The sequence below is a fragment of the Bacillota bacterium genome, assembly GCA_033549065.1.
Lineage (GTDB): Bacteria > Bacillota > Dethiobacteria > DTU022 > DTU022 > JAWSUE01.
Genome location: JAWSUE010000014.1, coordinates 34,415 through 58,917, shown reverse-complemented (window position 1 = coordinate 58,917; position 24,503 = coordinate 34,415). Strand labels below are relative to the sequence as shown.

20 protein-coding genes are annotated in these 24,503 nt (G+C 44.6%); 17 read left to right on the top strand and 3 right to left on the bottom strand.

Annotated elements, in window-relative coordinates:
- Positions 1-28: 28 nt before the first annotated feature.
- Complete coding sequence (locus SCJ97_10035; protein ID MDW7740374.1) at positions 29-1,258, bottom strand: pyruvate carboxyltransferase; 1,230 nt, start codon at positions 1,256-1,258, stop codon at positions 29-31.
- Positions 1,259-1,634: 376 nt separating this feature from the next.
- Here SCJ97_10035 and SCJ97_10030 point away from each other — a divergent pair, with 376 nt between their 5' ends.
- The 4 genes from SCJ97_10030 (at position 1,635) to SCJ97_10015 (ending at position 5,324) form a co-directional block, all read left to right on the top strand.
- Entirely contained in the window at positions 1,635-2,348 is a 714-nt protein-coding gene (locus SCJ97_10030) for a FadR/GntR family transcriptional regulator (protein MDW7740373.1), read from the top strand.
- 86 nt (positions 2,349-2,434) lie between these two features.
- Positions 2,435-3,430 carry a ketol-acid reductoisomerase gene (gene ilvC, locus SCJ97_10025; GenBank protein ID MDW7740372.1) on the top strand — a complete coding sequence of 332 codons (996 nt, stop codon included), beginning with the start codon at positions 2,435-2,437 and terminating at the stop codon, positions 3,428-3,430.
- Between the two features lie 276 nt (positions 3,431-3,706).
- Positions 3,707-4,777, top strand: a complete 1,071-nt coding sequence (gene holA, locus SCJ97_10020) for a DNA polymerase III subunit delta (protein ID MDW7740371.1) — start codon at positions 3,707-3,709, stop codon at positions 4,775-4,777.
- Between the two features lie 19 nt (positions 4,778-4,796).
- Entirely contained in the window at positions 4,797-5,324 is a 528-nt protein-coding gene (locus SCJ97_10015; GenBank protein ID MDW7740370.1) for a C-GCAxxG-C-C family protein, read from the top strand.
- 140 nt (positions 5,325-5,464) lie between these two features.
- Here the strand turns inward: SCJ97_10015 and rpsT are convergent, their stop codons facing one another.
- On the bottom strand, positions 5,465-5,734 hold the full coding sequence (rpsT, locus tag SCJ97_10010) for a 30S ribosomal protein S20 (GenBank protein ID MDW7740369.1): 270 nt from the start codon (positions 5,732-5,734) through the stop codon (positions 5,465-5,467).
- Between the two features lie 215 nt (positions 5,735-5,949).
- On the opposite strand from rpsT, the gene SCJ97_10005 reads away from it, so the two are divergent.
- From SCJ97_10005 to alr, 4 genes are all read left to right on the top strand, one after another.
- A complete protein-coding gene (locus SCJ97_10005; protein MDW7740368.1) occupies positions 5,950-7,548 on the top strand; it encodes an NAD(P)H-hydrate dehydratase in 1,599 nt (532 codons plus the stop codon).
- Between the two features lie 19 nt (positions 7,549-7,567).
- A complete protein-coding gene (locus SCJ97_10000) occupies positions 7,568-8,806 on the top strand; it encodes an acyl-CoA dehydrogenase family protein (GenBank protein MDW7740367.1) in 1,239 nt (412 codons plus the stop codon).
- Positions 8,807-8,902: 96 nt separating this feature from the next.
- Positions 8,903-10,192 carry a homoserine dehydrogenase gene (locus SCJ97_09995; protein ID MDW7740366.1) on the top strand — a complete coding sequence of 430 codons (1,290 nt, stop codon included), beginning with the start codon at positions 8,903-8,905 and terminating at the stop codon, positions 10,190-10,192.
- A gap of 18 nt (positions 10,193-10,210) precedes the next feature.
- Complete coding sequence (gene alr, locus SCJ97_09990) at positions 10,211-11,395, top strand: alanine racemase (GenBank protein ID MDW7740365.1); 1,185 nt, start codon at positions 10,211-10,213, stop codon at positions 11,393-11,395.
- Here alr and SCJ97_09985 read toward each other — a convergent pair.
- A complete protein-coding gene (locus SCJ97_09985) occupies positions 11,392-12,507 on the bottom strand; it encodes an NAD(P)/FAD-dependent oxidoreductase (GenBank protein MDW7740364.1) in 1,116 nt (371 codons plus the stop codon). The two genes, alr and SCJ97_09985, sit on opposite strands and share 4 nt — an antisense overlap.
- A gap of 291 nt (positions 12,508-12,798) precedes the next feature.
- Here SCJ97_09985 and gatC point away from each other — a divergent pair, with 291 nt between their 5' ends.
- The 9 genes from gatC (at position 12,799) to SCJ97_09940 (ending at position 24,291) form a co-directional block, all read left to right on the top strand.
- Positions 12,799-13,110 carry an Asp-tRNA(Asn)/Glu-tRNA(Gln) amidotransferase subunit GatC gene (gene gatC, locus SCJ97_09980; GenBank protein ID MDW7740363.1) on the top strand — a complete coding sequence of 104 codons (312 nt, stop codon included), beginning with the start codon at positions 12,799-12,801 and terminating at the stop codon, positions 13,108-13,110.
- Positions 13,111-13,153: 43 nt separating this feature from the next.
- Positions 13,154-14,635, top strand: coding sequence for an Asp-tRNA(Asn)/Glu-tRNA(Gln) amidotransferase subunit GatA (gene gatA, locus SCJ97_09975; protein MDW7740362.1), 1,482 nt, complete (start codon positions 13,154-13,156; stop codon positions 14,633-14,635).
- A 1-nt stretch (position 14,636) separates the two neighbouring features.
- The gene (gene gatB, locus SCJ97_09970) at positions 14,637-16,076 is read left to right on the top strand and encodes an Asp-tRNA(Asn)/Glu-tRNA(Gln) amidotransferase subunit GatB (protein MDW7740361.1); all 1,440 of its coding nucleotides are present in this window, start codon (positions 14,637-14,639) and stop codon (positions 16,074-16,076) included.
- Between the two features lie 11 nt (positions 16,077-16,087).
- Entirely contained in the window at positions 16,088-17,407 is a 1,320-nt protein-coding gene (locus SCJ97_09965) for an adenylosuccinate synthase (protein MDW7740360.1), read from the top strand.
- A 120-nt stretch (positions 17,408-17,527) separates the two neighbouring features.
- Positions 17,528-18,025, top strand: coding sequence for a hypothetical protein (locus SCJ97_09960; protein ID MDW7740359.1), 498 nt, complete (start codon positions 17,528-17,530; stop codon positions 18,023-18,025).
- Positions 17,997-20,105, top strand: coding sequence for an alpha-galactosidase (locus SCJ97_09955; protein ID MDW7740358.1), 2,109 nt, complete (start codon positions 17,997-17,999; stop codon positions 20,103-20,105). Before SCJ97_09960 ends, SCJ97_09955 begins: the two co-directional genes overlap by 29 nt.
- A 27-nt stretch (positions 20,106-20,132) precedes the next feature.
- The gene (locus SCJ97_09950) at positions 20,133-21,203 is read left to right on the top strand and encodes a metallophosphoesterase (protein ID MDW7740357.1); all 1,071 of its coding nucleotides are present in this window, start codon (positions 20,133-20,135) and stop codon (positions 21,201-21,203) included.
- On the top strand, positions 21,194-23,515 hold the full coding sequence (locus SCJ97_09945) for a hypothetical protein (GenBank protein ID MDW7740356.1): 2,322 nt from the start codon (positions 21,194-21,196) through the stop codon (positions 23,513-23,515). The genes SCJ97_09950 and SCJ97_09945 overlap by 10 nt, the downstream gene beginning before the upstream one ends.
- 32 nt (positions 23,516-23,547) lie before the next feature.
- Positions 23,548-24,291: an MBL fold metallo-hydrolase gene (locus SCJ97_09940; protein ID MDW7740355.1), complete on the top strand. Its 744-nt coding sequence runs from the start codon at positions 23,548-23,550 to the stop codon at positions 24,289-24,291.
- The last annotated feature ends 212 nt before the right edge of the window (positions 24,292-24,503 follow it).

The following is a 24,503-nucleotide window of genomic DNA, read 5'->3' as shown; positions in this document are numbered from 1 at the left end:
ATCACCTTTTATCGATTATTTGTCAACCTTACCGGCCTGCTTTTACTTCATCGACAATATCATTAAACTCGTCCATATTGATCAGGCCGCCTATTTCCATTGACTTGGCTTTGATCTTATTAACAACGGCAAGCTTCTGCTCTTCATCAAGTTGATCTGATTTGCCAATTCTGGAGAGGTACATGGCAACCGAATCTATTCCGCAGCTCTTGCCGAGAACTACATCAGGATTCTCCTGGCCGACCAATTCCCAGTTAAGGGGGAAGAGTTCCAGGGGATGGTTATCGATGCAGTTTTTGAACCAGCTGGCGATAATACCAGCTTCAACGTGGAAAATCCTGTCGCCGATGATCCCTCTGTTCGGGGCAATCTTGATGCCGGTGAATTCCTCAAGAAGTTTTGCGGTTTTATAGATATGCTTGGTGTTGATACCAATATCCTTATTGTAGAGTGCAAGCAGCGATACCACGACTTCTTCGAATGGAGCATTACCGCAACGCTCTCCCACACCCATAATGGTGGTATGGGCAACGTCTACGCCTGCAGCCAGAGCCATGATGGTATTTGCTGTCCCCATTCCGAAGTCATTGTGGAAATGAGCTTCCAGGGGTTTATTAATTTTTGCTTTAATTTTAGATACCAGGTAGGGAATGGCATGGGGGGAAAGCCCTCCGAAAGTATCAACCAGGGCCAGGGCATCCATATGGCCTTCGGTAGCCACTTTTTCAAGAAGGGTAATAACCCAGTCCATATCGGCGCGGCTGGCATCAATGGGGAAGAATACGGTGTAAAGGCCGTTTTCTTTGGCAAACTGGGTTGCCGTAATTGATAGGTCAATCGCTTTCTCCAGTGACCAGCCGTAAGCATACTTGATAATATGTTCGCTGGAAGGAATTTCGATTACAATTCCGGATGCACCACAATCTACTGCTCTTTTAACGTCATCGACCATGCAGCGGCCGAAAACGAAAATTTCCGGTCCCAGGTTACGCTTAACAATGTCTTTGATAACCTTGGTGTCTACATCCGATACAGCAGGCATTCCCGCTTCAATACGATGCACACCCAGCTCGGCCAGATGTTCGGCAATCCGTATTTTCTGATCGTAGTTAAAAGCCAAACCGGCCTGCTGTTCACCGTCGCGAAGGGTTACATCGTGAATCTTAATTTTTGGAGCAAAATTAAGACCACTGGTAACCTCCGGTGCATAGTTCCATAAACTGACAAACCAATCTTTTGTTTCCCATGGTTTTCCCATGTAATTTCCTCCTTTGAGATTATATTTTTTATATTATTAATTTCGAATGCGCCGGATTAGTGTTAAAATAAATTTAACTCCGGGACTATTCTGAAGCAACATATTCATTATATCTGATTATATGATGTCATACAATATGATATGCGAGGAAAATTCGACATCCAGAGCTTAATTCCCTGCTGAATCTATTGTGTAAAATTATTAAATTCCGGCGAATTTACTTGATTTATTTGACTTAACCAGTTTTTTTTAATAATATATTCCAAAAGCTGATCGTTTGGACAGCTAAAATATTTCATCCTGTAAGTTAAATATACAGGTGCATGAGATCAGTCGACTTTTCTTTTAAAGTCTTTCTGCCCGAGAGGAGAAAAAATTGGAAGAAAGAACCCTGGAGACAGTCCCCGTAAGAAAAATTAACCTGGCTGATGAAGTGGCAAAGCAGTTAAAGGAACTTATTGTTGAAGGCAAGCTGCTTCCCGGAGATCGTCTGCCTTCGGAAAGCGCAATGGCAGAAATGTTTTCAGTCGGACGTACTTCAGTCCGGGAAGCGCTCAAAGCTTTGCATGCGATAGGTTTGATCGAGCGAACCAAGCAGGGTACCATTGTCAGAAATGCGATAGGCGAACCTTATAAAGAGCTCTTTTTGCAGTTAATTATAAAAAAACACAGCACAGAACAGCTCTATGAAGCGAGGATGATCTTCGAAATTATGATTGCCAGGCTGGCGGCCAGTCGGGCGACAGAAGAAGATTTGGAAGAGATGCGTAAACATCTAAGCCGTATGAAATCAAAAAAATATGATGAATATATCCAGGCCGATGCCGATTTCCACGTAGCGATTGCCGGCGCGGCGCAAAATGTTATCCTCTATGAAGCCTACCAGGTCATTCGAAAAGCCCTGACGGAGAGTTTGACCGATCTGATTAGCTATTTCCCCCAGATTGTCAAAACATCAAGCAAGCAGCATCAGGCAATATATGATGCAATTGAAGCTCAGGATGAAGATAAGGCGGAAGAGTTGATCAAAGAACACCTGGCGTTTCTGATCGAGCAGTACCGGAAGCAGGTGCTGGGCAATTTAAAATAAGACAGGATTGGCTGCATAACATACATAGGTTGCCAAAGTGTGACATAAACAGTTTGTAAAAAAATCTGAAAAGGGAGGTTGGATCTTTGGCCAAGTTATATTATGACCAGGATGCGGAAATTTCAAATTTGAAAGGCAAAAGTATTGCTGTTCTCGGTTACGGGAGCCAGGGGCATGCCCAGGCTTTGAATTTAAAAGAAAGTGGTTTGAATGTAATCATCGGCTTGCATGCACAGAGCAAGAGTCGCGATCAGGCCAAAAAAGACGGGTTTGAAGTCTATTCGGTCAGTGAAGCTTCGAAAAAAGCTGATATCATCCAAATGCTTATAGTAGATAATGTGCAGCCCGCTGTTTATAAAGACGAGGTTCTTCCCTATCTGACTGAAGGTAAAGCTCTGGTGGTATCGCATGGTTTCAATATTATCTATAACCAGGTAGTGCCCCCGGAAAATGTGGATGTATTTATGGTTGCTCCGAAAAGCCCGGGACATATCTTAAGAAGGCTTTATAAAAATGGCGCCGGAGTACCCGGATTGCTGGCAGTGTACCAGGATTACACCGGAAAAACTAAAGAACTGGCCCTTGCATTTGCCAAAGGGATAGGCTGTACCAGGGCTGGTGTTATTGAAACAACCTTTAAGGAAGAAACTGAAACAGACCTGCTTGGCGAACAGGTAGTGCTCTGTGGAGGAGTTACTGCTCTGATCAAAGCTGGGTTCGAGACTCTGGTGGAAGCCGGGTACCAGCCGGAAATTGCTTACTTTGAATGCTTAAATGAACTTAAGCTTATCGTGGACCTGATCTATGAAGGCGGGCTTGAATATATGCGTTATTCTGTTAGTGATGTCGCGGAATATGGTGATTTAACCAGGGGTCCGAGATTGATCAACGATGACGTTAAAGCTGAAATGAAGAAAATATTAAAAGAAATCCAGACCGGACAGTTTGCATTGGAATGGGTTTTGGAAAACCAGGCTAACCGTCCCAAGTATAATGCTTTGAAGAAGATCGATCAGGAACATTTGATTGAAAAAGTAGGAAAAGATCTAAGAAAAATGATGCCCTGGCTGCAGCAGGGTTAATCCGACTGATCGAATAAATGAAAGAATTGTGAAAAGGTTAAAAAATGGTGTTGTCATCAGGCGCCTGATAGTATATAATTTTAATAGTTAATCAGACCGCAAGAGGCAAACTGCTTTTAGCATGTTTGCGGGGCCTACGGTTATAAAGTAAAAACCGTCAGGCTGCCGGTCAGGATATAAATTTTTAACTTTTTCTCCCTGATGAGGCAGCGTAGCCGCTGTCTCTTTTTTTACCTCTTTTTAGGTTAACATGTTTTATAGGAGGTTTTTTAGCAGGTGATCCCTTACCAGGTGGCAGTACGCAGGATTCTTGATAAAAAATATTCTCCTCTTTACCTTTTATGGGGAGAAGAAAGATACCTGCAGCAGGAGTTGGTCAACAGTCTTGCCGATTCTTTTCTTGGGCAGGATAATGCTTATGGAAAAGAAGTGATCGAAGGTGCAGGCTGCAAACTTGAAGATCTGTTGACGAGGGCAAATGAAACAGGGATCTTTGCCAGTCGTAACCTGCTGGTAATAGATAATCCACCTTTCCTGGTTTCTTCGGGCAGAAAAGATGAGTCGACAGCTTCCGAAAAAGAGGCTGATCCTTCTGAAGAACCTTCCTGGGACCTTTTAAATAATTTTGTGGAACAGTTCAAGGCAGGGTCACAAGATTCCATAGTGGTATTTTTAGCTGTCAAACCGGATAAACGCAGGCGATTATATAAATATATTGACACTAACGGCCTTGCGGTTGAATGTGAGCCGCTTAAAGGAGAAGCCCTGACCTCATGGATCAATAACAAAGTTCAGTTGATTGGTAAACAAATTGAACGTCCTGCTCTTGAAAGATTGCTATTAGCCGGGAATCAAAACCTGTATAATATATCAAATGAACTTGAAAAATACTGCACTTACCTGGATGAGGAGGAGCAAGTTATTACAGCGGAGATAGTGGATTTTTTGCATTCCGGAGATATCCAGGGAGACGTATTTAAGCTCTCCGACGCTGTAACGGAAGGTGAATTTAATAAAGCATACCATCTGCTGGAACTACTATACCGGAAAAGAGAAAAACCGCTATTAATCTTTTTCATGCTGGTTCGGCATTACAGGTTAATGCTTCAGGCAAAAAGCCTTCTGGAAGAAGGGATACCTGCTTCCGAATTTCCTAAAGCGCTGGAAGTCCATCCCTTTGTTGCCCGTAAGTTACGAGAGCAGGCTGCAAGGTATGAACAGAAAACCCTTGAAAAAATATTAATTGAACTCCAACAGTTTGATCTGAAAATAAAAACCGGCCTGTTAGACCCTGAGCAGGCTTTGTATCTGCTAATCGGATATCTTGACCTGGTCCAAAGCAAATAGAATACGAGGAGTGTGGGCTATGAAGGATGAGCGTCCAGTGTTGGAAGAAAAATTGATCAGAGATGTATACCAGAGGGGCTATGAACTTGAACAACGCTACTATGGTTGTGCTCAATGTGTAGTCGGTTCAATTCAGGATTTCTTTCCAATCAACGAAGTTTTGTTTAAAGCGGCAACATCATTTTCCGGTGGTTTCGCTTCAACAATTGAAGGCCCCTGTGGTGCATTGACCGGCGGCATTATAGTTTTAAGCTATTTCTTTGGACGTTCACGTGATGAATTTTCAAACATCGGGCTGCTTCGCCGTCCCGGACCGCTGGTCCGAGAATACTGGAATAAATTCAATGTTACATATGGTGGTGATACCTGCCGTAAAATCCAGATGCACCTTTTTGGGAAAGCTTACCACTTTCTCGATGGTGATGAATACAGGCAGTATGAGGAAGCAGGCGGGCATAGTGAAAAATGTGCTCATGTTGTCGGCCAGGCAGGAGCCTGGCTTGCCGAAATGCTGTTGGCCAATAATATTCCTTCATTGAAAAAGTAACTGGAAAAAGTAATAGGAGTCTAATAATGCTTAATACTGTCCGCCATATGTCTGGTTAATAAACCGGGAAAATAAATCAGCCTTTTCCCCGCGATCGGGGTAAAAGGCTGTCTTTAGAATCACCTTAAATATTTTTTTGATTATACAGCTTTATTTTCACTTAAAAGTCGGCTGAGCCGCGATTTTTTTCGGGCTGCATTATTCTTATGGACAATTCCCTTTGCCGCAGCCTTATCAATCTGGCGCACTGCATTATAAAACTTGGCTTGTGCTTCTTCCATATCTCCGCTCTGCAGAGACTCCTCGAAGCGGCGGATTGAAGTTTTCAGGATACTCTTCACCCGGCGGTTACGATTTTCGCGTGTAATATTTTGTCTTGCTCTTTTTGCAGCAGATTTAATATTGGGCAAAATAAAATACCTCCTTCCATTCCATTAAGGCATTAAAATATTAACATCAGTGCCGGTAAAATGCAAGTCCAAATATTTTATTAAATAGAATTTATGGCAGCATGTGGACAATAATACTGCTTTGGCAATAATCTTATCGTGAAGGAGTAAGCAGATTTGCCAGCGAAATAGAAGGTGTACTTAATTTTACAAATATTGAATTGAGGTAATTGAGTATGAAAATTTTAACTAGTGACCAGATGAAAGAGGCGGATCGGAAAACGATTAATCAGCTGGGCTTGCCCGGAATAGTTTTGATGGAAAATGCCGCTCAACGGGTTACAGAATTTATTTTAAACTTACCAGAAAAACCTGAGCGGGTGGTAGTTCTGGCCGGACCGGGAAATAATGGTGGTGATGGTTTGGCTGTTGCCCGGCAGTTGGCTAAGGCAGGTTTAAACCTTTCACTCTGGAGCACTGCCAAACCCGGGACATATAAAGCTGAGGCAGCAGTAAACGAGCAGTACCATTTGAATACCGGTTTCAAGATCAGCAGGCTTTTGGACAGCGGTAGCCTGCAATTATTTCTTAGTGATCTGGATAATGCAGATTTGCTCGTAGACGCCTTGTTGGGTCTGGGAACTGTTCGCAAGATTGAAGGATTGTTTGATAATTTGATTCATGAGATTAACAGCAGAAAATTACCGGTAATCGCTGTGGACCTGCCTTCGGGTGTCAATGCGGACACAGGGGAGATAATGGGTGCTGCCATTAAAGCTAAATGGACCGTTACTTTTGCTTTTCCAAAGCCTGGTCTGTTGCTTTATCCCGGGGCAGCCCTGGCTGGTGAAGTATATGTGGGTGAAATCTATGTTCCCGAATCATTGGCTGAAGAGAGCAGAATTGATCTGACGACTCTTGATTTCGTAAGAGAAAACCTACCGTTAAAACCGGTTGATGCTCATAAGGGAACAATGGGCAAAGTTATGCTTGTGGCCGGTTCGCCGGGAATGACCGGCGCTGCTCTTTTATCTGCACTGGCTGCCCTGAAAAGTGGCTCGGGGTTGGTATATATTGCTGCTCCTGAAAGTATTTGTCCCACATTGGAAGCGAAAACGGTTGAAGTTATTACCGTTGCCCTTCCGGAGGCAGCTCCCGGGATTATAGACCCTGCAGCGGCAAAAGAAATTATTGCAAAAGCCGAATTATGTGATGTGCTAGCCATCGGCCCGGGATTGAATACCGGAGAGGAAACTGCAGAATTAATCAACAAACTTGTTCAACTCTGTCCGGTCCCCCTTGTATTCGATGCCGGTGCGTTGGAAGCAATAAGCAGGCAGATAAATGTATTAAGAGCAGCAAAACATCCACCGGTTATAACTCCCCATCCGGGAGAAATGGCCCGGTTGGAAAGAACTACTGTACAGCATGTACAGGATAACAGGATTGAGATAGCTTCAAAGAATGCCCGGCTCTGGAATTGTATAATCCTGCTGAAGGGAGCCAACAGTATCATTGCTGCTCCGGATGGCAAAATAACGATCAATCCAACCGGCAGCCCCGTATTGGCAACTGCCGGCTCCGGCGATCTCCTGACCGGCCTGGTAGCTTCTTTAATAGCCCAGGGAATGATCCCTGAAAATGCTGTAAAAGCCGGGGCATTTATTCATGGCCTGGCCGGAGATCTTATTTCGTCCCTCCGTGGTCATTCAGCTTCGGACATCCTTGAATGTTTTCAAAGAACTTTTCAATTTATTAATGAATCGGGAGATAAGGCTAATTTAAATCCCTATCTCGCAAAAATCAGGCCGGTTAATAATATTTATCACAAATGAAAATTTGGGAGGGGTTACGATGCTTGATTTTATGATGAGTCATGAGGAAAAATTATTAAGGGATGAAGTAAGAGCCTTCGTTAAAGAAGATGTGGATAAGCAGCTCCTGAGAGATATGGATGAAGATAAAATTCGCTATCCGCGTCAATTTATCGAGAAGGCAGCTGCCCGAAACCTGCTCGGCTTGCGGTTTCCGAAAAAGTACGGGGGAAGAGGCCTGCCCTGGACTTCCGAAATTATAGCCCTTGAAGAGGTTGGGATACTGGGAACATCACTGGGCTGCCTTTATTCCCTGGTAAGCATAGTCGGAGAAGCGATCAACAAATTTGGCTCTAATCACTTGAAAGAAAAATACCTGAAACCGACCATTGAGGGGCGTTTGACGGCAGCCGAAGCACTTACCGAACCCCGAGGCGGATCAGATTTCTTTGGAGCAACCTGCACTGCAATAAAAGAAGGCGACAGCTATATATTAAATGGCCAGAAGAGATTTGTAGTTGGTTCTGAAGGGGCAGACTACTTTATGGTTTATGCCAGAACAGATCCCAGTGGACCACCCCATAAATCGATTAGTACATTCCTTGTTGATCGCAGTCCCCAGGTAAAAGCTGAATATATCTATGGGTTGATGGGGACAAGAGGTGGGGGAACAGGTCGTCTTGTATTTAAAGACGTAGTTGTTCCGAAGGCAAACCTGTTAGGTGAAGAAAATAAGGGGGCAAATATATTTTATCAAATGATGATTCCGGAGCGCATGACCAGCGCCGGCGGAGCGATCGGGATGGGCAGGGCTGCCCTTGATGTAGCTGTTCGCTACAGTACCAGGAGAAAAGCATTCGGAACGGAGATTAAAAACTTCCAGGCAGTTAGTTTCAAGGTTGCCGACAGCATAACCCTTTTAGACACAGCACGTGGTATGGTCTATCTTGCAGCAAGGTCTGTTGATGCCGGAGATCTGCCGGGCAGATCGCGCCGCCTTGTGTCTGAAGCCAAAAAAGTGGCTACTGAAAACGCCTGGAAGGTAGTCAACAATGCCATGCAGGTTATGGGTGGGATCGGTTATACAAATATATACCCGATAGAGAAAATGCTTCGCGATGTTCGCCTGATCATGATCTGGACCGGGACAAATGAAATTATGGATCTGATCATTCAGCATGAATACTATAAGGAGTTTTTAAAAGATGGTTTCAAAGGCCGCGATATAGAATTCGATGCAACCGAAGCCGACCGGGATGAGGAAAAGATTTATGAATAATATATTCTAATAGCAACAGGGTAAAGTGGACAAAAATAAAAAATCCGGTAATAATAGAATAATTATCAGGTATACAGAGGAGCTGCAGGATAAATTATGGGAAAGCAATTGATCAGAATTGGCATGTTGGGGATGGGGACGGTTGGAAGCGGTGTGGCCGAACTTATCAATACCAACTGCAATGATATCGCAGAAAAAACCGGGTTTGAAATCAGAATTGACAAAGTATTGGTTCGCGACCCAGGCCGGCAGAGATCAGTTAAACTTGGCAGAGATCAGTTTACTACAGATGCCTCTGCAGTTCTTGAAAATCCTGAACTGGATCTGATTATTGAATTGATTGGCGGGCTTGAACCTGCCCGCACCTACGTTCTGGCTGCATTGAAAAATGGAAAACATGTTATCACCGCCAATAAAGATCTGCTTGCATCTCATGGTCCGGAACTCTTTGTTGCTGCTGCTGAAAACAACCGGAACCTTTTCTACGAAGGCAGTGTGGGAGGGGGGATTCCGCTTATCCGCCCTTTAAAATACAGCCTTAGTGCTGATTGCATTCAACGCATTGTAGGGATCGTTAACGGTACAACCAACTATATTTTTACCCGCATGGACCGTGACAACTTGAGCCTGCCCGATGCGCTGGCAGAAGCTCAGAAACTGGGGTTTGCTGAAGCAAATCCGACAAATGACCTGGATGGCCTGGATGCAGTATATAAATTGGTTATCATGGCTTCCCTGGCTTTTGGAGAGTTTGTGAACCCTGATGATATTTATGTGCAGGGAATTAAAGAGGTAACTCATGAAGATATTGCCTATGCCCGCGAACTGGGATATGCTGTAAAGTTGTTAGCCATCGGAGAACATGTATCTGATGGGCTTGCTTTGAGGGTCCATCCTACCCTGGTGCCCTTATCACATCCGCTCTCTTCTGTTCAGAATGAGTTTAATGCTGTATTTATTGAGGCAGCAGCAGCCGGTGATCTCATGTTTTACGGACGTGGGGCAGGGGCAAAACCTACAGCTTCAGCAGTCCTGGCCGATGTAATAGAGGCGGCCCGATCTGTCAGTTCCGGCCTGTCGGTTGATGTTGTGGTCCATACAAAACGTGAGAAGAGAGTTGTGCCTGTTTATGAGCTTAACAGCAGATTTTACCTGCGGTTTTTGGCTGAAGATCGCCCGGGTGTATTCGCGGCGCTGGCCAATGTATTTGGAGATGAGCAGGTAAGTCTTGACCTGGTGATACAAAAACGCCGTGTCGGAAATCTCGCCGAAATTGTTCTAATTACTCATGATGTGCGTGAAGAATCTTTCCGGAAAGCGTTAAATAAAGTGATGGAAATACCGGCAATCCAGCCGGAATCAAGTATGATTCGCCTCTTAGGTTAAAAAGGAAGGCTACTGATTATGAAACCTGTTTTTTCCGCACGCCCGGCCTGGGCAGAAATCGATCTCGACGCTATTAAACATAATGTTAAACAGATCATCTCCTTGATAGGCAAAGGCACTGAAATAATGGCCGTTGTAAAAGCTGATGGATACGGGCATGGTGCGGCGGCGATTGCCAGGGCTGCCCTGGCTGCAGGCGCGACCTGGTTATCTGTAGCTTTTGTTGAGGAGGGGGTTGACCTGCGCCGGGAAGGAATTCAAGCCCCTATCTTACTGCTTGGTTATACAGATCCTGCCGAGTTTCAGACAATGGTAGAATTTGATTTAATACCGACAGTTTTCAGCCTGGATACGGCCTTAACCCTATCAGAAATGGCAGTTGAGAAGAAGCTTAAATTGCCGGTGCACCTTAAAGTTGACACCGGGATGAGCCGGGTAGGTTTACTACCGGGGGAAGCCCTGGGAACTATTATGCAAATTGTTGAACTACCCGGTCTGGAAGTTGAAGGGCTGCTTACCCACCTTGCCGCAGCAGAAGATGAAGCATTCAGCCAATATACAGAAGAGCAATTGGCTCTTTTCGGCCAAATAATCGATGATTGCAGAAAGCAGGGGATAGATTTTACCTACCTGCACACAGCTAACAGCGCTGCAGCTTTATCCTGTCCGGCAGCAAGGTTCAACCTTGTCCGTATAGGCTTATCCCTTTATGGACACTATCCCTCCCTCCGGCAAAGAGAGCCGGGAATTCAATTACAGCCTGCGCTGACCCTTAAAAGCCAGGTTGTCATGGTCAAGAAACTACCCAAAGGGACATCAATAAGCTATGGCTGTACCTATCGCACTGCTGATGATGCACTGATCGCTACTGTTCCGGTTGGTTATGCAGATGGATACAGCCGATTGTTATCCAACAAGGGCGTAGTCTTGATCAGGGGAGAGCGCGCTCCTGTGGTAGGATTGATCTGCATGGATCACCTGATGATTGATGTAACCCGTATTCCGGCTGCACGCCTGGGTGACGAAGTAGTTCTGTATGGCCGCCAGGGATCTGAAGAGATTACTGTTGAAGAAGTTGCTTCGCTGATCGGCACTGTTAACTATGAACTGCTCTGTGCTGTTGACAAAAGAGTTTCAAGGTTTTATTTCAACAATAACCGTCTCGATTCGGTCCATGACTTTATAGAAGACTGTTTAATTTAGAAAAGTTTGCATGAACGATTAAACCATAATTTGTTATCCATCAGGGTTGCTATCGTTTTTGGCAGAAATGACGGGGATATTAATGACCGGCCGTGTAAAATAAAGGTTCCTGCTATTGACGGCAAAAACCCTGATCTGAAGTGAGAAAGAAAATAGCGGTTATAGATCGGACCGGCAATGCTACCTGTATCATCTGCTTCAATAATCGCTGACGCGGCGTAACAAGCACTGGAAAAAGAATTGTATAATCCTTCGCCTGAAAATGGTTCCGCCAGACCGGCTGCGTCACCGATCAGAACCAGGTTGTTTTTGGCCGCTTTTCGATATGGACCCATGAAAGGAATGGGCCAGGCCTTTAAAACGCTTTCGGACTGATGAAACAATTTAGTATATTTGTTCCGCAGGGTTTTTGGGCTTACAAGCCCGCCCAGACCACGATTAACCCAATGCGAAGTTTCAAAAGACCACGCCATTCCTCCGAGCAGGGGCAGGGGGTAAAATTTCAAAATTGCCCGGCCATTATCTCCGGGATCCTTATTGATAATTTCTGATATACCCCAGCCGGTATTGATTGTTTTTGTTCCCCGCAACCCTGCAATATATGCTGTAGTACCGTTGGCACCATCAGCGCCAACCAGGAATCTGCCAATAAATGGAACCTGTTCGGGTAAGCCAGCCTTAACCATGTAGTGGTAAATATAATCTGCTTCTCCTGCTGTTTCCCTGATATCGATTACCGGACTATCTTCAATCAATTCGGCGCCGCACTCCACAGCATAAGCTGCCAGCTGCTGATCGAAGCTCTCTCTTTTTACCATCAGTCCCAGTGCTTCTCCGGAAATATAGCTATATATCTTGTTTCTCATGCATACAGCAATTTCATTAATCGGTTCAGACCATTGGGGTGGCGTAGAAAAGTCAGCAGGCAGCAAAGCCAGGCTGCGTTTGGAAATGAATCCACCGCATATCTTTTGCCGGGGCAAAGATCTCTTCTCCAATATCAGCGTTTTCAAACCTGCTTTTGCTGTCAGGGCTGCGCAGAGTGCTCCTGCCGGACCGGCACCGACAACAATTACGTCATAATTTTGGTGTAAAGGAGATATGATTGACATTTTTCGCGACCTCGATAGTCCATAGTCTGACGAAGGATCACTATTGATTATAGCCTCCGGCCTGACCTGAAGTCAAAACCGGCATGAGCCTGCCTTGACGCGGGCAGCCCAATAGATTAAAATTGTCCTGTGAAACCTTTATTTCTAAAGAGAATAAGGCAATTTAGAAGTCCGACAGCATGTCGGACATATGGCATCTCTGTTTTGCCCGGTAGATATTTTTACATTTAAGCCGGCTTGAGTAGCCGGTTTATTGTTTCCAATTGATGTGCCTGAATGGAGGAACATTATATGTCGGATGATTTCAGAAAAGAAGTTGAATATGTCGCTCGTCTATCCCGCCTGACCCTTACATCTGCAGAGAAAGATTTAATGGCTGTCCAGATTAATGATTTTCTTGAATCGGTCAAACAAGTTCAGGAAATTGATACTACCGGTGTAGAACCTACTTCGCACGTAATCTCGATGCCTGCCCGATTAAGGGAAGATTTAATTCAACCTTCTCTTCCATTAAATAAAGTATTGCAGAATGCGCCTGTTCGGGAAGATAATTTCTTTCGTGTGCCGAGTATAACTTCTCCCACCGAGCGGGAAGATGGTTAATTGTCATTGAGATTGACCTTGACAGATAGAAAAGAGGATCCCCATGAAATTATATGAAAAGAGTGCTGCTGAATTAAGCCTGCTTTTAAAAAAAAGCGAAGTTAGTTCTGTTGAAATTGTTCAGAGTTTCATCGACAGGATCGATCGGGTTGAGCCTCAAATTAAAGCCTTTGTGAGTTACACGCCGGAGTCTGCCCTTGTAATGGCGAGATTCATTGATGATAAGCGGATGCGTGGAGAAGAGCAGCACCCGCTGGCCGGAATCCCTGTGGCGGTAAAAGACAATATTTGTACCGAAGGAATCAGGACAACCTGTTCATCCCGGATACTGGAAAACTTTATACCTCCCTATGATGCAGCTGTAATTGAATCTCTAAAGAAAGCAGGGATGCCCCTGCTCGGTAAAACCAATCTTGACGAGTTCGCCATGGGTTCATCCACAGAAAACTCTGCTTTTCATGCTACCAGGAACCCATGGAATCCGGATATGGTTCCCGGTGGCTCAAGTGGGGGATCCGCTGCGGCCGTAGCATCAGCCATGGTCCCTTTAGCCCTTGGATCAGATACTGGTGGCTCGGTACGCCAACCGGCATCATTTTGCGGTATAACCGGACTGAGACCGACTTACGGCAGGGTATCGAGATATGGATTGATTGCTTTTGCCTCATCACTGGATCAAATTGGCCCCTTTTCAACCACAGCACTTGATAATGCACTTTTGCTCAGTGTTATCTCCGGTTATGATCTCCGGGATTCAACGTCTCTCCCAAATTCTGTTCCCGAATTTCATTCTGATTTGGAAATTGACTGCAAAAATCTTAGAATCGGGCTGATCAGGCAGGATCCCTCCGATGGTTTTGATCCGGAAGTTATAGCAGCTGTAAAGAAACAGGCTGCATTTCTTGGAGACGCCGGTGCAGAGATTGAAGAAATATCACTTTCAATGATCGATTGTGGCTTGGGAGCATACTACCTGATTGCTCCATCAGAAGCAAGTTCAAACCTTGGACGCTATGACGGGGTACGTTACGGGCTCTGCATTGAAGGTGAAGATATCGAGTCCATGTTCAGTGATACCCGTGGTCGAGGCTTTGGCCCCGAAGTTAAACGGAGAATTATCATCGGGACTTATGCTCTCAGCGCAGGTTACTATGATGCCTACTACCTGCAGGCAATGAAGGTCCGGACACTGATCCGCAGGGAATATGAAGAGGCTTTCAAGAAATACGACCTTCTCCTCGGTGCTACAACACCCACACCGGCCTTTAAATTAGGCGAGAAAGTCGATGACCCGCTCCAAATGTACTTAAGTGACATATGCAATCTGAACGATGCTCTTGCCGGTATTCCTTCCCTTTCAGTCCCCAGTGGTATCCATTCAACAGGGCTGCCGATGGGTATACAGTTGTCTGCGCCACCGCTTCAAGAGGGTACGCTGCTGAAGATAGCTCATTTTCTTGAGCAGAGAAATGAGAATCATCCAAAACGCCCTGGCATACAGCTTACTGAAGAAGGGAGTGCCTGATATGCATTATGAAACAATTATCGGTCTGGAAATTCACCTTGAGCTGCAAACTTCTTCAAAACTGTTTTGCGGGTGCAGCACTTCATTCGGACAGGAAGCGAATACAAATTGCTGCCCTGTTTGCCTGGGCCTTCCCGGTACTTTGCCTGTATTTAACAAAAGGGCTATTGAACTGGCTGTTACCGCCGCTTTGGCTTTAAACAGTGATATCCAACTGCAGAGCCGGTTCGATCGAAAAAATTATTACTACCCGGACCTGCCGAAAGCTTACCAGATATCTCAATACGAGCAACCGTTGGCCAAAGGCGGATACCTGGAAGTGGAGTTTGAGAGTGGACTGCGCAGAATCAATCTTGAGCGGGTCCACCTTGAAGAAGAAGCGGGCAAGCTGATTCATGCCGGCGACTCGATTTTTGGAGCGGATTACTCCCTGGTGGATTACAATAGAACAGGCATACCACTTCTGGAGATTGTCACCGCTCCGGATATTCGTTCCGGGAGTGAAGCAAGAAAGTTTCTTGAAACACTTCGCTCGATTCTACTCTATTCAGGAGCATCTGACTGCAAGATGGAAGAAGGATCCCTGCGCTGCGATGCAAATATATCTCTAAGGCCGGTTGGTTCCCAGGGTTATGGTGTTAAGGCTGAAGTGAAAAACATGAATTCCTTCCGTGCTGTTGAAACAGCATTATACTATGAAGCCAAACGCCAGGAAAAGATTCTCGCCGGAGGCGGAACTGTTATCCAGCAAACATGCCATTGGGATGAGGCTGAAAAAATTACGATTCCCATCAGGAGCAAGGAGGGTTCTTCGGATTATCGCTACTTTCCCGAGCCTGATCTGCTGCCGCTTACACTTGATAAAGATTTTATCAGCAGGATCGCGGAATCACTTCCCGAGATGCCCGGTAAACGCCGGGCCCGTATGGCTGAACATTACGGACTCGGTGAGAGCGAACTGGATATTTTTATAGAGAATCGTCCGTTGGCCGATTTCTTTGAAGCTGCCGCTGAAAAGTATGATGACTACAAAAACCTGGCCAACTGGGTCCAGGGTGATTTTCTGTACCAGCTGAGAGAAAATGATAAAAAACCTGAAGAAATTAAACCAGAATTATTTGTCGAACTGCTTACCCTGCTCGAGAAGGGGCAGATAAACAGGCCGGTTGCCAAGGAACTTTTAGCAGAGATGATTCAGAATGGGAGCAGTCCGAAAGAACTGGTCGAAGAAAAGGGTTTAGGGCGTATTGCCGGAGGGGAGAAGCTGATTCCCCTCATTGAACAGGTCATTGCCGAAAATCCGGATGCTGTTGAGAATTACCGGCAGGGAAAAGAAAAGGCAATAACCTTTTTAGTCGGAAGGGTGATGGCCTTAACCAAAGGGCGGGCCGATCCCGGGGAATTGAATAAACTGCTCAGAGAAAAAATCAGTCAGCAATAGGCGGTGTTCCAATGAATAAAATGAACAGTATGGTGGTCGTCGGAGCCCAGTGGGGTGATGAGGGAAAGGGTAAAATTATTGATTATCTTGCTTCGGAAGCAGATGTGGTTGCCCGTTTTCAGGGGGGAGACAACGCCGGACATACTGTTGTTTACGGGGCCAATATTTTCAAGCTTCACCATGTGCCCTCGGGTATACTTTATCCCGATACACTCTGTTTACTCGGCAATGGAATGGTTGTAAACCCATTGGTTCTTGTCGAAGAACTTGAAGAGTTGACCAAGAGGGGTATAAACACCGCAAACTTAAGGATAAGCGGCAAAGCCCATCTCATATTGGATTACCATCAAATGATTGATGTGGCAGATGAAACAATGCGTGCAGGGCAAAAAATAGGGACTACCGGCAGGGGAATCGGACCTGCTTACGCAGATAAAGCGCTCCGTCGCGGCATAAGGGCCTGGTATATGACCGATCCTGAAGGATTTCGCCGAAAAATATCCGAGGTACTGCCCATGCAAAATAAAATACTAAAGGAAATATACGGTGTAGAAGGTATTGACTATGAAGAAATGGTTGCCCGGTATCTGCCTGTTTTTGAGAAGTTGGCGCCCATGGTAACTGATATCACTACCCTGCTTCTTGAAAAGTTCGAAGAAGGGAAATTAGTATTATTTGAAGGAGCCCAGGGTGCTTTACTGGATATTGATCACGGTACTTACCCTTTTGTTACCTCCTCTTCTACAGTGGCAGGGGCTGCAGCAACCGGCACAGGGGTTGGTCCGGGATATGTCAGTAATGTTCTGGGAGTTATGAAGGCTTATGCCACGCGTGTAGGAGAAGGCCCCTTTCCTTCCGAGGATCATTCAGAAGCCGGGAACCAGCTGCGCCAGAGAGGAAATGAATACGGGACAACAACAGGGCGTCCGAGGCGATGTGGCTGGTTTGATGCGGTTGTTGCCCGCTATGCCTCTATAATCAATGGTCTGACCGGGATAGCAATCACCAAGCTTGATGTTCTCAGCGGCATGGAAATGATCAACCTTGCTGTTGCTTATAGATGTGGAGAAAAGATATTAAAGAATTTTCCAAGCGGTATTGATGAACTTGAAGATTGTATTCCCGTATATGAAAGTTTTCAGGGCTGGGATGAGGATATTTCTCATATCAGGTCTTTGGAAGATTTGCCATCAGCTGCCCGCCATTATTTAAAGGCTCTGGAGGAAACTGTTGGGGTCAGAATTGAAATAGTTTCGGTCGGGCCGGATCGCTCACAGACAATTGTCTCTTCGGACTCACATATTAAGAACTGGATTTCCGGTGCTGATTAACTAGAAAATAAAAAATTTCAATCAGGCAGGATTCTAAGCAGAAACAAGCGAATTGTAAAGGTCAATTTTAAATTTTCGGAATAGGGCTCTCGATTACAATAAATTCAGGGAGGGATCTTTTTGCACAGTCTAAAAGTTGCAGTGAAAATCATAATCGGATTTCTATTTTCTCTTACTGTACTCCTCACATTTCTGACACTCTCTTTGTTTGGGGTAAAAGCTGAAGATACAATCCGACTTATTGTAACCGAAGCAACAGGTCTAAGGCGGGATATGGTAGTTTTTTATGCAGATTTACAACCCATGGTCATTCATAATGTTTTCTGGTTATGCCTCGCCTCTCTGGGTTTCATGCTGATAGTCCTTTATTTTATAGACCATAGCTTCAGCGGATTCATGGGACCGGGAGTGTTATGCCTGGCAATTACTGCTTTTCTCACCTTTATATTGATCGCTTCTCTTGACAATATCCTCCTATTTACCGGTGTTGTATCTCAGCTGTATATACAGACAGCCCTGGACAGGTTCAGGGAAGCTGCAATCGGTATAGCAAGTTTCGGCATCCTGCTTGTCGCTTTGTCCATATGGGGTGATCGAATTTTTAAGAAGAAAAAGTAACAGGTACAGTTTTTTTGCTGATTCTGAGGTTAACAAAACTACTGATCAAGGCTGGCAAATAATTAATTTCCTGCGGCTGGATTACTATGAAGATCATCTGTTAAAAAGCTTCCATCTACCCGGTCAGCCCGGGGATAATTCACTTTCCGTCAAAATAACCGTTGATAATAGAGAAAGCCTTGAACAAGGCATTGTTTTAACCCTGGCTTTGGAGCAGGGCGAAGAATCTTGCCCTATAGATCTTAAAGGATTCTATATAGAGCTGGAGCCTGAGATTCCTGCCCGATCAAAAATGACTGTGAACGGCTTTCAATCCTGGAGCCGCAGTGAAGAAGTTGGAGCGAATGACCGCATCGCTCCTTTGTTTTTTCCGGCCAAACTGCTGCTAGCTCCTTACGGTGATTACAATATCTTTTCCACTCCCGGAGATCGCGGCCATTTTCATTCCTGGACATATACACTCTTTCATCATCATCGAGACGATGCATTACTCCTTGCTTCTCTCGAAGAATCTACAGGATACACAATATTTGAATATGATTTTGATCTTAATGTCATGAGGGTTCACAAGGACTGCCTGGGCGTAAAAGTGAAAAATGGCTTTCAGCTCCTTAAAATCTATATCGGCCGGGGTAATTTAAACAAACTTTTTAAAGAATATGGTAATAACCTGCGGGTTACCAGAAAATCCGGTAAAAAGGCAACTGGATGGTGCAGCTGGTACAATTATTATACCGGTGTTTCCGAATCTATTGTCAGGGAAAATTTGAAAAATCTCAAAAAAAAAGAGATACCTTTAACCTACTTTCAAATTGATGATGGCTGGCAAAATGCCATCGGTGATTGGCTTGGATGTAACGATAAATTTCCCTCGGGAATGAAATCTCTTTGCGAAGAAATCAAGTCATTCGGCTATGAACCGGGGCTCTGGCTGGCTCCCCTGATTGCCGTGCCCTCTTCAGAAATATTTAAGAAAAATCCCGGGTGGTTACTGCGCGATCAGCGCGGCAAACCGTTGAAAGCCGGGTTTAACCCCGGCTGGGAGGGATTCTTCTATGCCCTTGATATTTATAACCCCGGTGTCCGGGATTACCTGAAGCGGGTATTTGAAACTATTCAGGAAGACTGGGGCTACGGGATGCTCAAATTCGATTTTTTATATGCTGCAGCACTTTTACCATTAAATGGGAAATCCAGGGGAACAGTAATGTGGGATACTGTTAATTTTATTGAACATCATACGCGAAAAAGTATCATATTGGGCTGTGGTGTTCCTCTGGGTTCTGCAGCGGGTAATTTTGATTACTGCCGTATCGGAAGCGATGTAAGTCCTTACTGGGAAGATTACCTGGCGCATATCAACTATCGTGAACGGGTTTCGACCGAAAATGCGATCACTTCAGTAATTAACCGCAGTTTCCTGGACTCAACTTTTTTCCGTAATGATCCGGATGTCTTTATTCTGCGGGATGGCACCAGAGGTGTAAACGAAAACCGCCTTTCCCTTAACCAGCGAAATACGCTATTTTTAATTAATAATCTCTTCGGCGGCCTGATTTTCTTCTCTGATAATGTCAATGAATTAAATTCGGAACAGATTGAACAGATTGCAGAAAGTTATCCACTTTGTGAGGCAGAAATTAAGGATAGAAGGTTTTCTGAGATGGTATATTGTATTGAATTTGCTTTAAATAAAAGGAATTATCTGGCATATATAAATATGAGCAGGGTAATGAAAAAATTAATCTTGCCGGAAGGGTATTATTTTTCTGCAAAAACACTGTTACAAAAACCGGGGGCTGAAATCTTGCTGGAGCCATTTGAAAGTGTTAGCTTGATTAAAGCAGCCTATGATCGGGAGAAAGTAACTTTTCTTGGCACGTCAGGTCATGTTTTCCCCGGGGCACAAATCGAATACCTGGCCATAGATGATTGTAAGATTGATTTCAGGCTGTTTCCTGATGCTTACCCCAAAAGCAAAATTTATTTTGCGGTACCTCATCTCTCAGGTTGCTATACCGTGAACGGGCAGGTATACAGGGCGACCAGGGAGAATGATTTCAATTACTTAACTGTATAATTAAAAGAGTGGAGGATCCAAGCGATTTTGAAAATACTTCATACCGCTGATATACATTTAACTGAGCATGCTGCTGAACGCTGGGAAGCTCTGGATTATATCGTTGAAGCCGCCTGTGCTGAGAATGTTGATGTTTTGGCAATTTCAGGAGATTTATTTGATCATAATGTTGAAGCGGAAAAACTCAGAAATAAACTCAGATCATATTTGAGCCGAGGTGATTTTGAGACAATTATTTTACCGGGGAACCATGATTTTAATGCATACAGCAGCGGTTTCTATTTTGGAGACAAGGTCCGGGTAATCAGGAATCCCTTTGAACCGGTTTCACTTGGTGAGTTGGTGATATGGGGCTTGCCCTTTAAAGCAATCAGCGGGGATAGGCTGGTCAGAGATTTACACCATCTTGGTGAAAAGATGGATCCGGATCACTTTAATATCCTGCTCTATCACGGTGAACTACTTGATGCTTTTTTTTCAAGGAATGATCTTGGGGATGAAGGTAACAATCGCTATATGCCGGTAAAACTGGCTTACTTCAATAAACTTCCTGTGAAATATGTGTTGGCCGGTCATTTCCACTCCCGCTATGCAGGTTGGAACCTTCCCGGAGGCGGTCTGTTTATATATCCCGGTTCTCCGGTGGCAGTTACCAGGAGGGAAAGCGGCAGGCGGGTCGTTAACCTGATCGATGGTAATAAAGCTCCTGTAGAACTCGGGTTGGACAGCATGCATTTTCAGGAACTTCTTCTTGAACTGGATCCATTCAGTCAGAAAAACCCTCTTGAAAGCCTCGCTGATGAAATTGCCGATGTACACCAGGCAGCCAGAGTGATCCTCAAAATCAGCGGGTTTTTTAACAGCGCTGAAATTGGATTGACTGAAAGTGATTTATCGGTAGAGATAAGGGAAAAACTATCCGGGCTAAATGTCGACGAAATTGTGGAAGATTATATCGATATAAGCCGTATACTGGAAGACGATCTTTACCTGAGGTTTAAAGAGCGAATGGAAAAAAGCGATAATCCCGCTGAAATAAAGGAGCAGGCTTTGAGAATGGTTATAGATGCCTTCAGGGTGGTGAAATCATGTTCCTGAAGGAATTTGCCATTGGAAGATACGGACCGCTGTCAGAAATAGGCGTCTTGAAGCTCGGCAGTTTTAACCTCTTTTACGGTTCCAATGAAGACGGTAAAACCCTGACCATCGACGCTTTACTGAAAATGCTCTTTGGGAAAAAAGCCGGCCGTTATTTTTCAGCGCTGAACAGGGTAACAGAAAATCCCGAAGGCTACCTGTTACTGAGTGAAAGAAACGGAGAGGAAATTAAACTGCCTGAAGCAGGGTCATTAAGCGATTTTTACCCGGTTAGTGCTGCCGAATTTTCCAATATATTTGTTATCCGTGACAGTGATCTGGCCATAAAAGGTGAAGATGATTTTTACCGAAATATCACTGCCCGTCTTACAGGAATGCGCACTGAAGAGATCGCTAATATCAAAAAAAAATTATCTGAACTGGGAGGAATAACAGAGAAAGGAGCAATAAGCAATACTGCTCCGGAGAAGCTCAAAGATCGCTATCAACAGGCTTTGGCCCTTACCGATCGGATAGAATCCCTCCTAATAGAGCTCGAGGAAGAAAATTTCAGCAGTTTTGAGGAAGAACTGGCATTCCTGAAGGAAAGATCTTCAGGGATGGTGGAGCTAAAAAAAATGTACGATGCTGCTTTGAGTAGGGAGCGTTATGAAAAAGGAAATGAAGCTCTGCGGAAGATTGATGAAATCGAAAACAATCTGGTGAAGTATAAAAATTATGATGAGGCTGAGCTTGAATCCTGGCGTCGGTCGGAATCATCCCTCGATTTTTTGAAGGCTGAGAAGAAAAAACATGAAGAAGAATATGACCGCTCAAAGGAATCTCTGACCAGGGCAGGAACGGAAAGTAAGAATTTATCCTTAGCTCACAGCACGGCCAAACATGAATATGAAACGGCTTTTAATCAGCTAAACCCTTTAATTGAACAACACGACCAGCAGTCGCAGGTTTACAGGAAAAGGGAAGTACTTACCGGCAGTAAGACACTAAAGAGTGTATCTGTGCTGGCACTGCTCCTTTTTGCAATATCGGTAACAGGTTTAATTATCCGTCCCATCTGGTGGTTTCATCTCTTTTTAGCTGTTTCACTGGGCTACGGCCTCTTTATTGGCTGGCTGCGTTTTAACCTTCTTGGGTTAAAGGCAAGGCTGGCCGGACAGGAAGCATCGCTTTGCCAAAAAGCTGAAAGACTGGGACTGTCTGCTGCCGGGATAGCTGCTGTCCGTACCGCTTTGGGCACGAAGAGTCGCGAGCTTGTCATTGCAGAGAGCAGGCTGAATGAAGCTGTAAAAGAAGTTGAGTGGCATCAAAAAGAACTTGATCGGGTTGAGAAAGATCTGGATGATCTGATGCAGCGCATCAAGTCTGAAGAAGCGAAGGTTAATAATCTAAAAGAGGCGAATGCTGTCAGCGCCCTTGCAGAGCTGGAAACCCTGATCGGGGAAAAGGGTAAAATGCACAGCGAGATCAAAGTGCAGAAGAATATACTGGAAAGTCATTTTGGATTGGATAAAAGCGTCAATAGGGGTGCCAACGATATTAATTACTGGGTGGAGAAGGTTGATAATCTGGCCCGTTTTGCCGATTCGGCTGAGGGAATCATTTATAATCAGAAAGAAGTTGACCGTTTATCCGATGAACTTGAAGAAGTAAATAATAAGCTGAACCTGCTTAATGAAAAATTTGGCGAGCGTAAAGAAGAACTGAGAGAAATTGAGCGCTTGGTCAATGAAGTATTTGATTATGAAGGAGGTTACCTGCCCTGTCAGACCACTGTAGATCTGAATGCCATAAATATTAAATTACTGGGATGGATTAAAGTTCTTGAGCAGAACAGGGATTCAGCTTTGGCTGCCCTGGAGATATTATCTGAACTCGAGGATGAAGAAGAAGAGAAAGTTCATCAGCTTTTCAGCCCGGAAAGTTCTCTGCATGCAAACTTTGCCAGGATAACAGGCGGGCGTTACCGGGAAGTAAGATTTCAGGGTGGTGAAAACCCTATTATGGTTGTAAATACTGAAGGAAACATCCTTGAAGCTTCAAGTCTGTCGGGAGGAACTTTTGATCAGCTATATTTTGCAGTCAGAATTGCCCTGGGAGAAGCAGTACTCAAAGAGAACAGGGGTTTCTTAATCCTGGATGATCCCTTTATTAAGGCAGATCCCGTCCGGTTAGGATTACTGATGGAAATGCTGGCCGATATTAATTCTTCAGGCTGGCAGATCTTGTACTTCAGTTCAAAGGGAGAAGTAAAAAATACCTTACAGGAAAGAATAGACAGGAAAGAAATCAGGGAATTTGCTATTTCATGACCGTCGGTTAGGTTTTAAGGAGGCTTCTGGATATGCAGCTTACTGTGTTAGGTTGTTACGGCCCATACCCGAAAGCCGGAGCAGCCTGTTCCGGTTACCTTTTGCAAATGGAGGGCACAAACCTGCTTTTAGATTGCGGGAATGGGGTGCTTAGCCGTTTGCAGGAATGGATCGCTTTTCATACACTTGATGCTGTCATCTTGTCTCATCTTCATGCCGATCATATTTCAGACTTGATGATCATGCGCTACGGCCTGGAAATGGCTTTTAACGAGGGTTTAAGAAAGGAGCCGCTGCCCCTGTTCGCACCCGGGGAGCCTGAGAGTGAATACGCACGTCTTCCCTATAAACATGCTTACGAAGTTGTAAACTTAGGCGAACTACAAAAAGTAACAATCGGACCTTTTTCGGTAATTACAGGCTTTGGGGTGCATGCAGTCCCCTCTCTCGCTGTTCGAATTGAATCATCAAGGGGGATCCTGACCTATTCCGGTGATACTGAATACAATGATAGCCTGCTTGAGATGGCTAAAGGTGCAGACCTTTTTTTATGTGAAGCAAATTATCTGAATGAAGATATTGAACTTGGCTTGCCCAATCACCTGAGCTCTGCTCAGGCTGCCCGGGCAGCTTCCGCAGCAGGTGTTAAAAGATTAATACTAACCCATCACCATCCTGAAAGAGATCTTCAGTTAGCACTGGCAGAAGCTGAAAAATACTTTCCTGGAGCTGAATTGGCCCGTGAAGGAGCTAGATACAGTATAGGTATTATATAATTAATTATCACAGGAGGGTTCGCTGATGAAAAAGGAAAAATCAATCCGGCAAAAGCAAGGCTTCTCGGTTTTTGCGCCGGCAGTTATCTTGAAACTTCACCGCTTAACCTGCAGCTTGGCTACACACTGAAAGAATAATTTATTTGCACTTTTTGATATGTAAGGGTTCGGTTGCCAACCCGCTTTCTGTCGGGGTATAATGACTGTAATTA

Coding starts and splice junctions, on each gene's coding strand:
- SCJ97_10035 (MDW7740374.1), bottom strand. CDS start 1,258: ATGGGAAAACCATGGGAAACAAAAGATTGGTTTGTCAGTTTATGGAAC.
- SCJ97_10015 (MDW7740370.1), top strand. CDS start 4,797: ATGAAGGATGAGCGTCCAGTGTTGGAAGAAAAATTGATCAGAGATGTA.
- SCJ97_10005 (MDW7740368.1), top strand. CDS start 5,950: ATGAAAATTTTAACTAGTGACCAGATGAAAGAGGCGGATCGGAAAACG.
- SCJ97_10000 (MDW7740367.1), top strand. CDS start 7,568: ATGCTTGATTTTATGATGAGTCATGAGGAAAAATTATTAAGGGATGAA.
- SCJ97_09995 (MDW7740366.1), top strand. CDS start 8,903: ATGGGAAAGCAATTGATCAGAATTGGCATGTTGGGGATGGGGACGGTT.
- alr (MDW7740365.1), top strand. CDS start 10,211: ATGAAACCTGTTTTTTCCGCACGCCCGGCCTGGGCAGAAATCGATCTC.
- SCJ97_09985 (MDW7740364.1), bottom strand. CDS start 12,507: ATGTCAATCATATCTCCTTTACACCAAAATTATGACGTAATTGTTGTC.
- gatC (MDW7740363.1), top strand. CDS start 12,799: ATGTCGGATGATTTCAGAAAAGAAGTTGAATATGTCGCTCGTCTATCC.
- gatA (MDW7740362.1), top strand. CDS start 13,154: ATGAAATTATATGAAAAGAGTGCTGCTGAATTAAGCCTGCTTTTAAAA.
- gatB (MDW7740361.1), top strand. CDS start 14,637: ATGCATTATGAAACAATTATCGGTCTGGAAATTCACCTTGAGCTGCAA.
- SCJ97_09965 (MDW7740360.1), top strand. CDS start 16,088: ATGAATAAAATGAACAGTATGGTGGTCGTCGGAGCCCAGTGGGGTGAT.
- SCJ97_09945 (MDW7740356.1), top strand. CDS start 21,194: ATGTTCCTGAAGGAATTTGCCATTGGAAGATACGGACCGCTGTCAGAA.
- SCJ97_09940 (MDW7740355.1), top strand. CDS start 23,548: ATGCAGCTTACTGTGTTAGGTTGTTACGGCCCATACCCGAAAGCCGGA.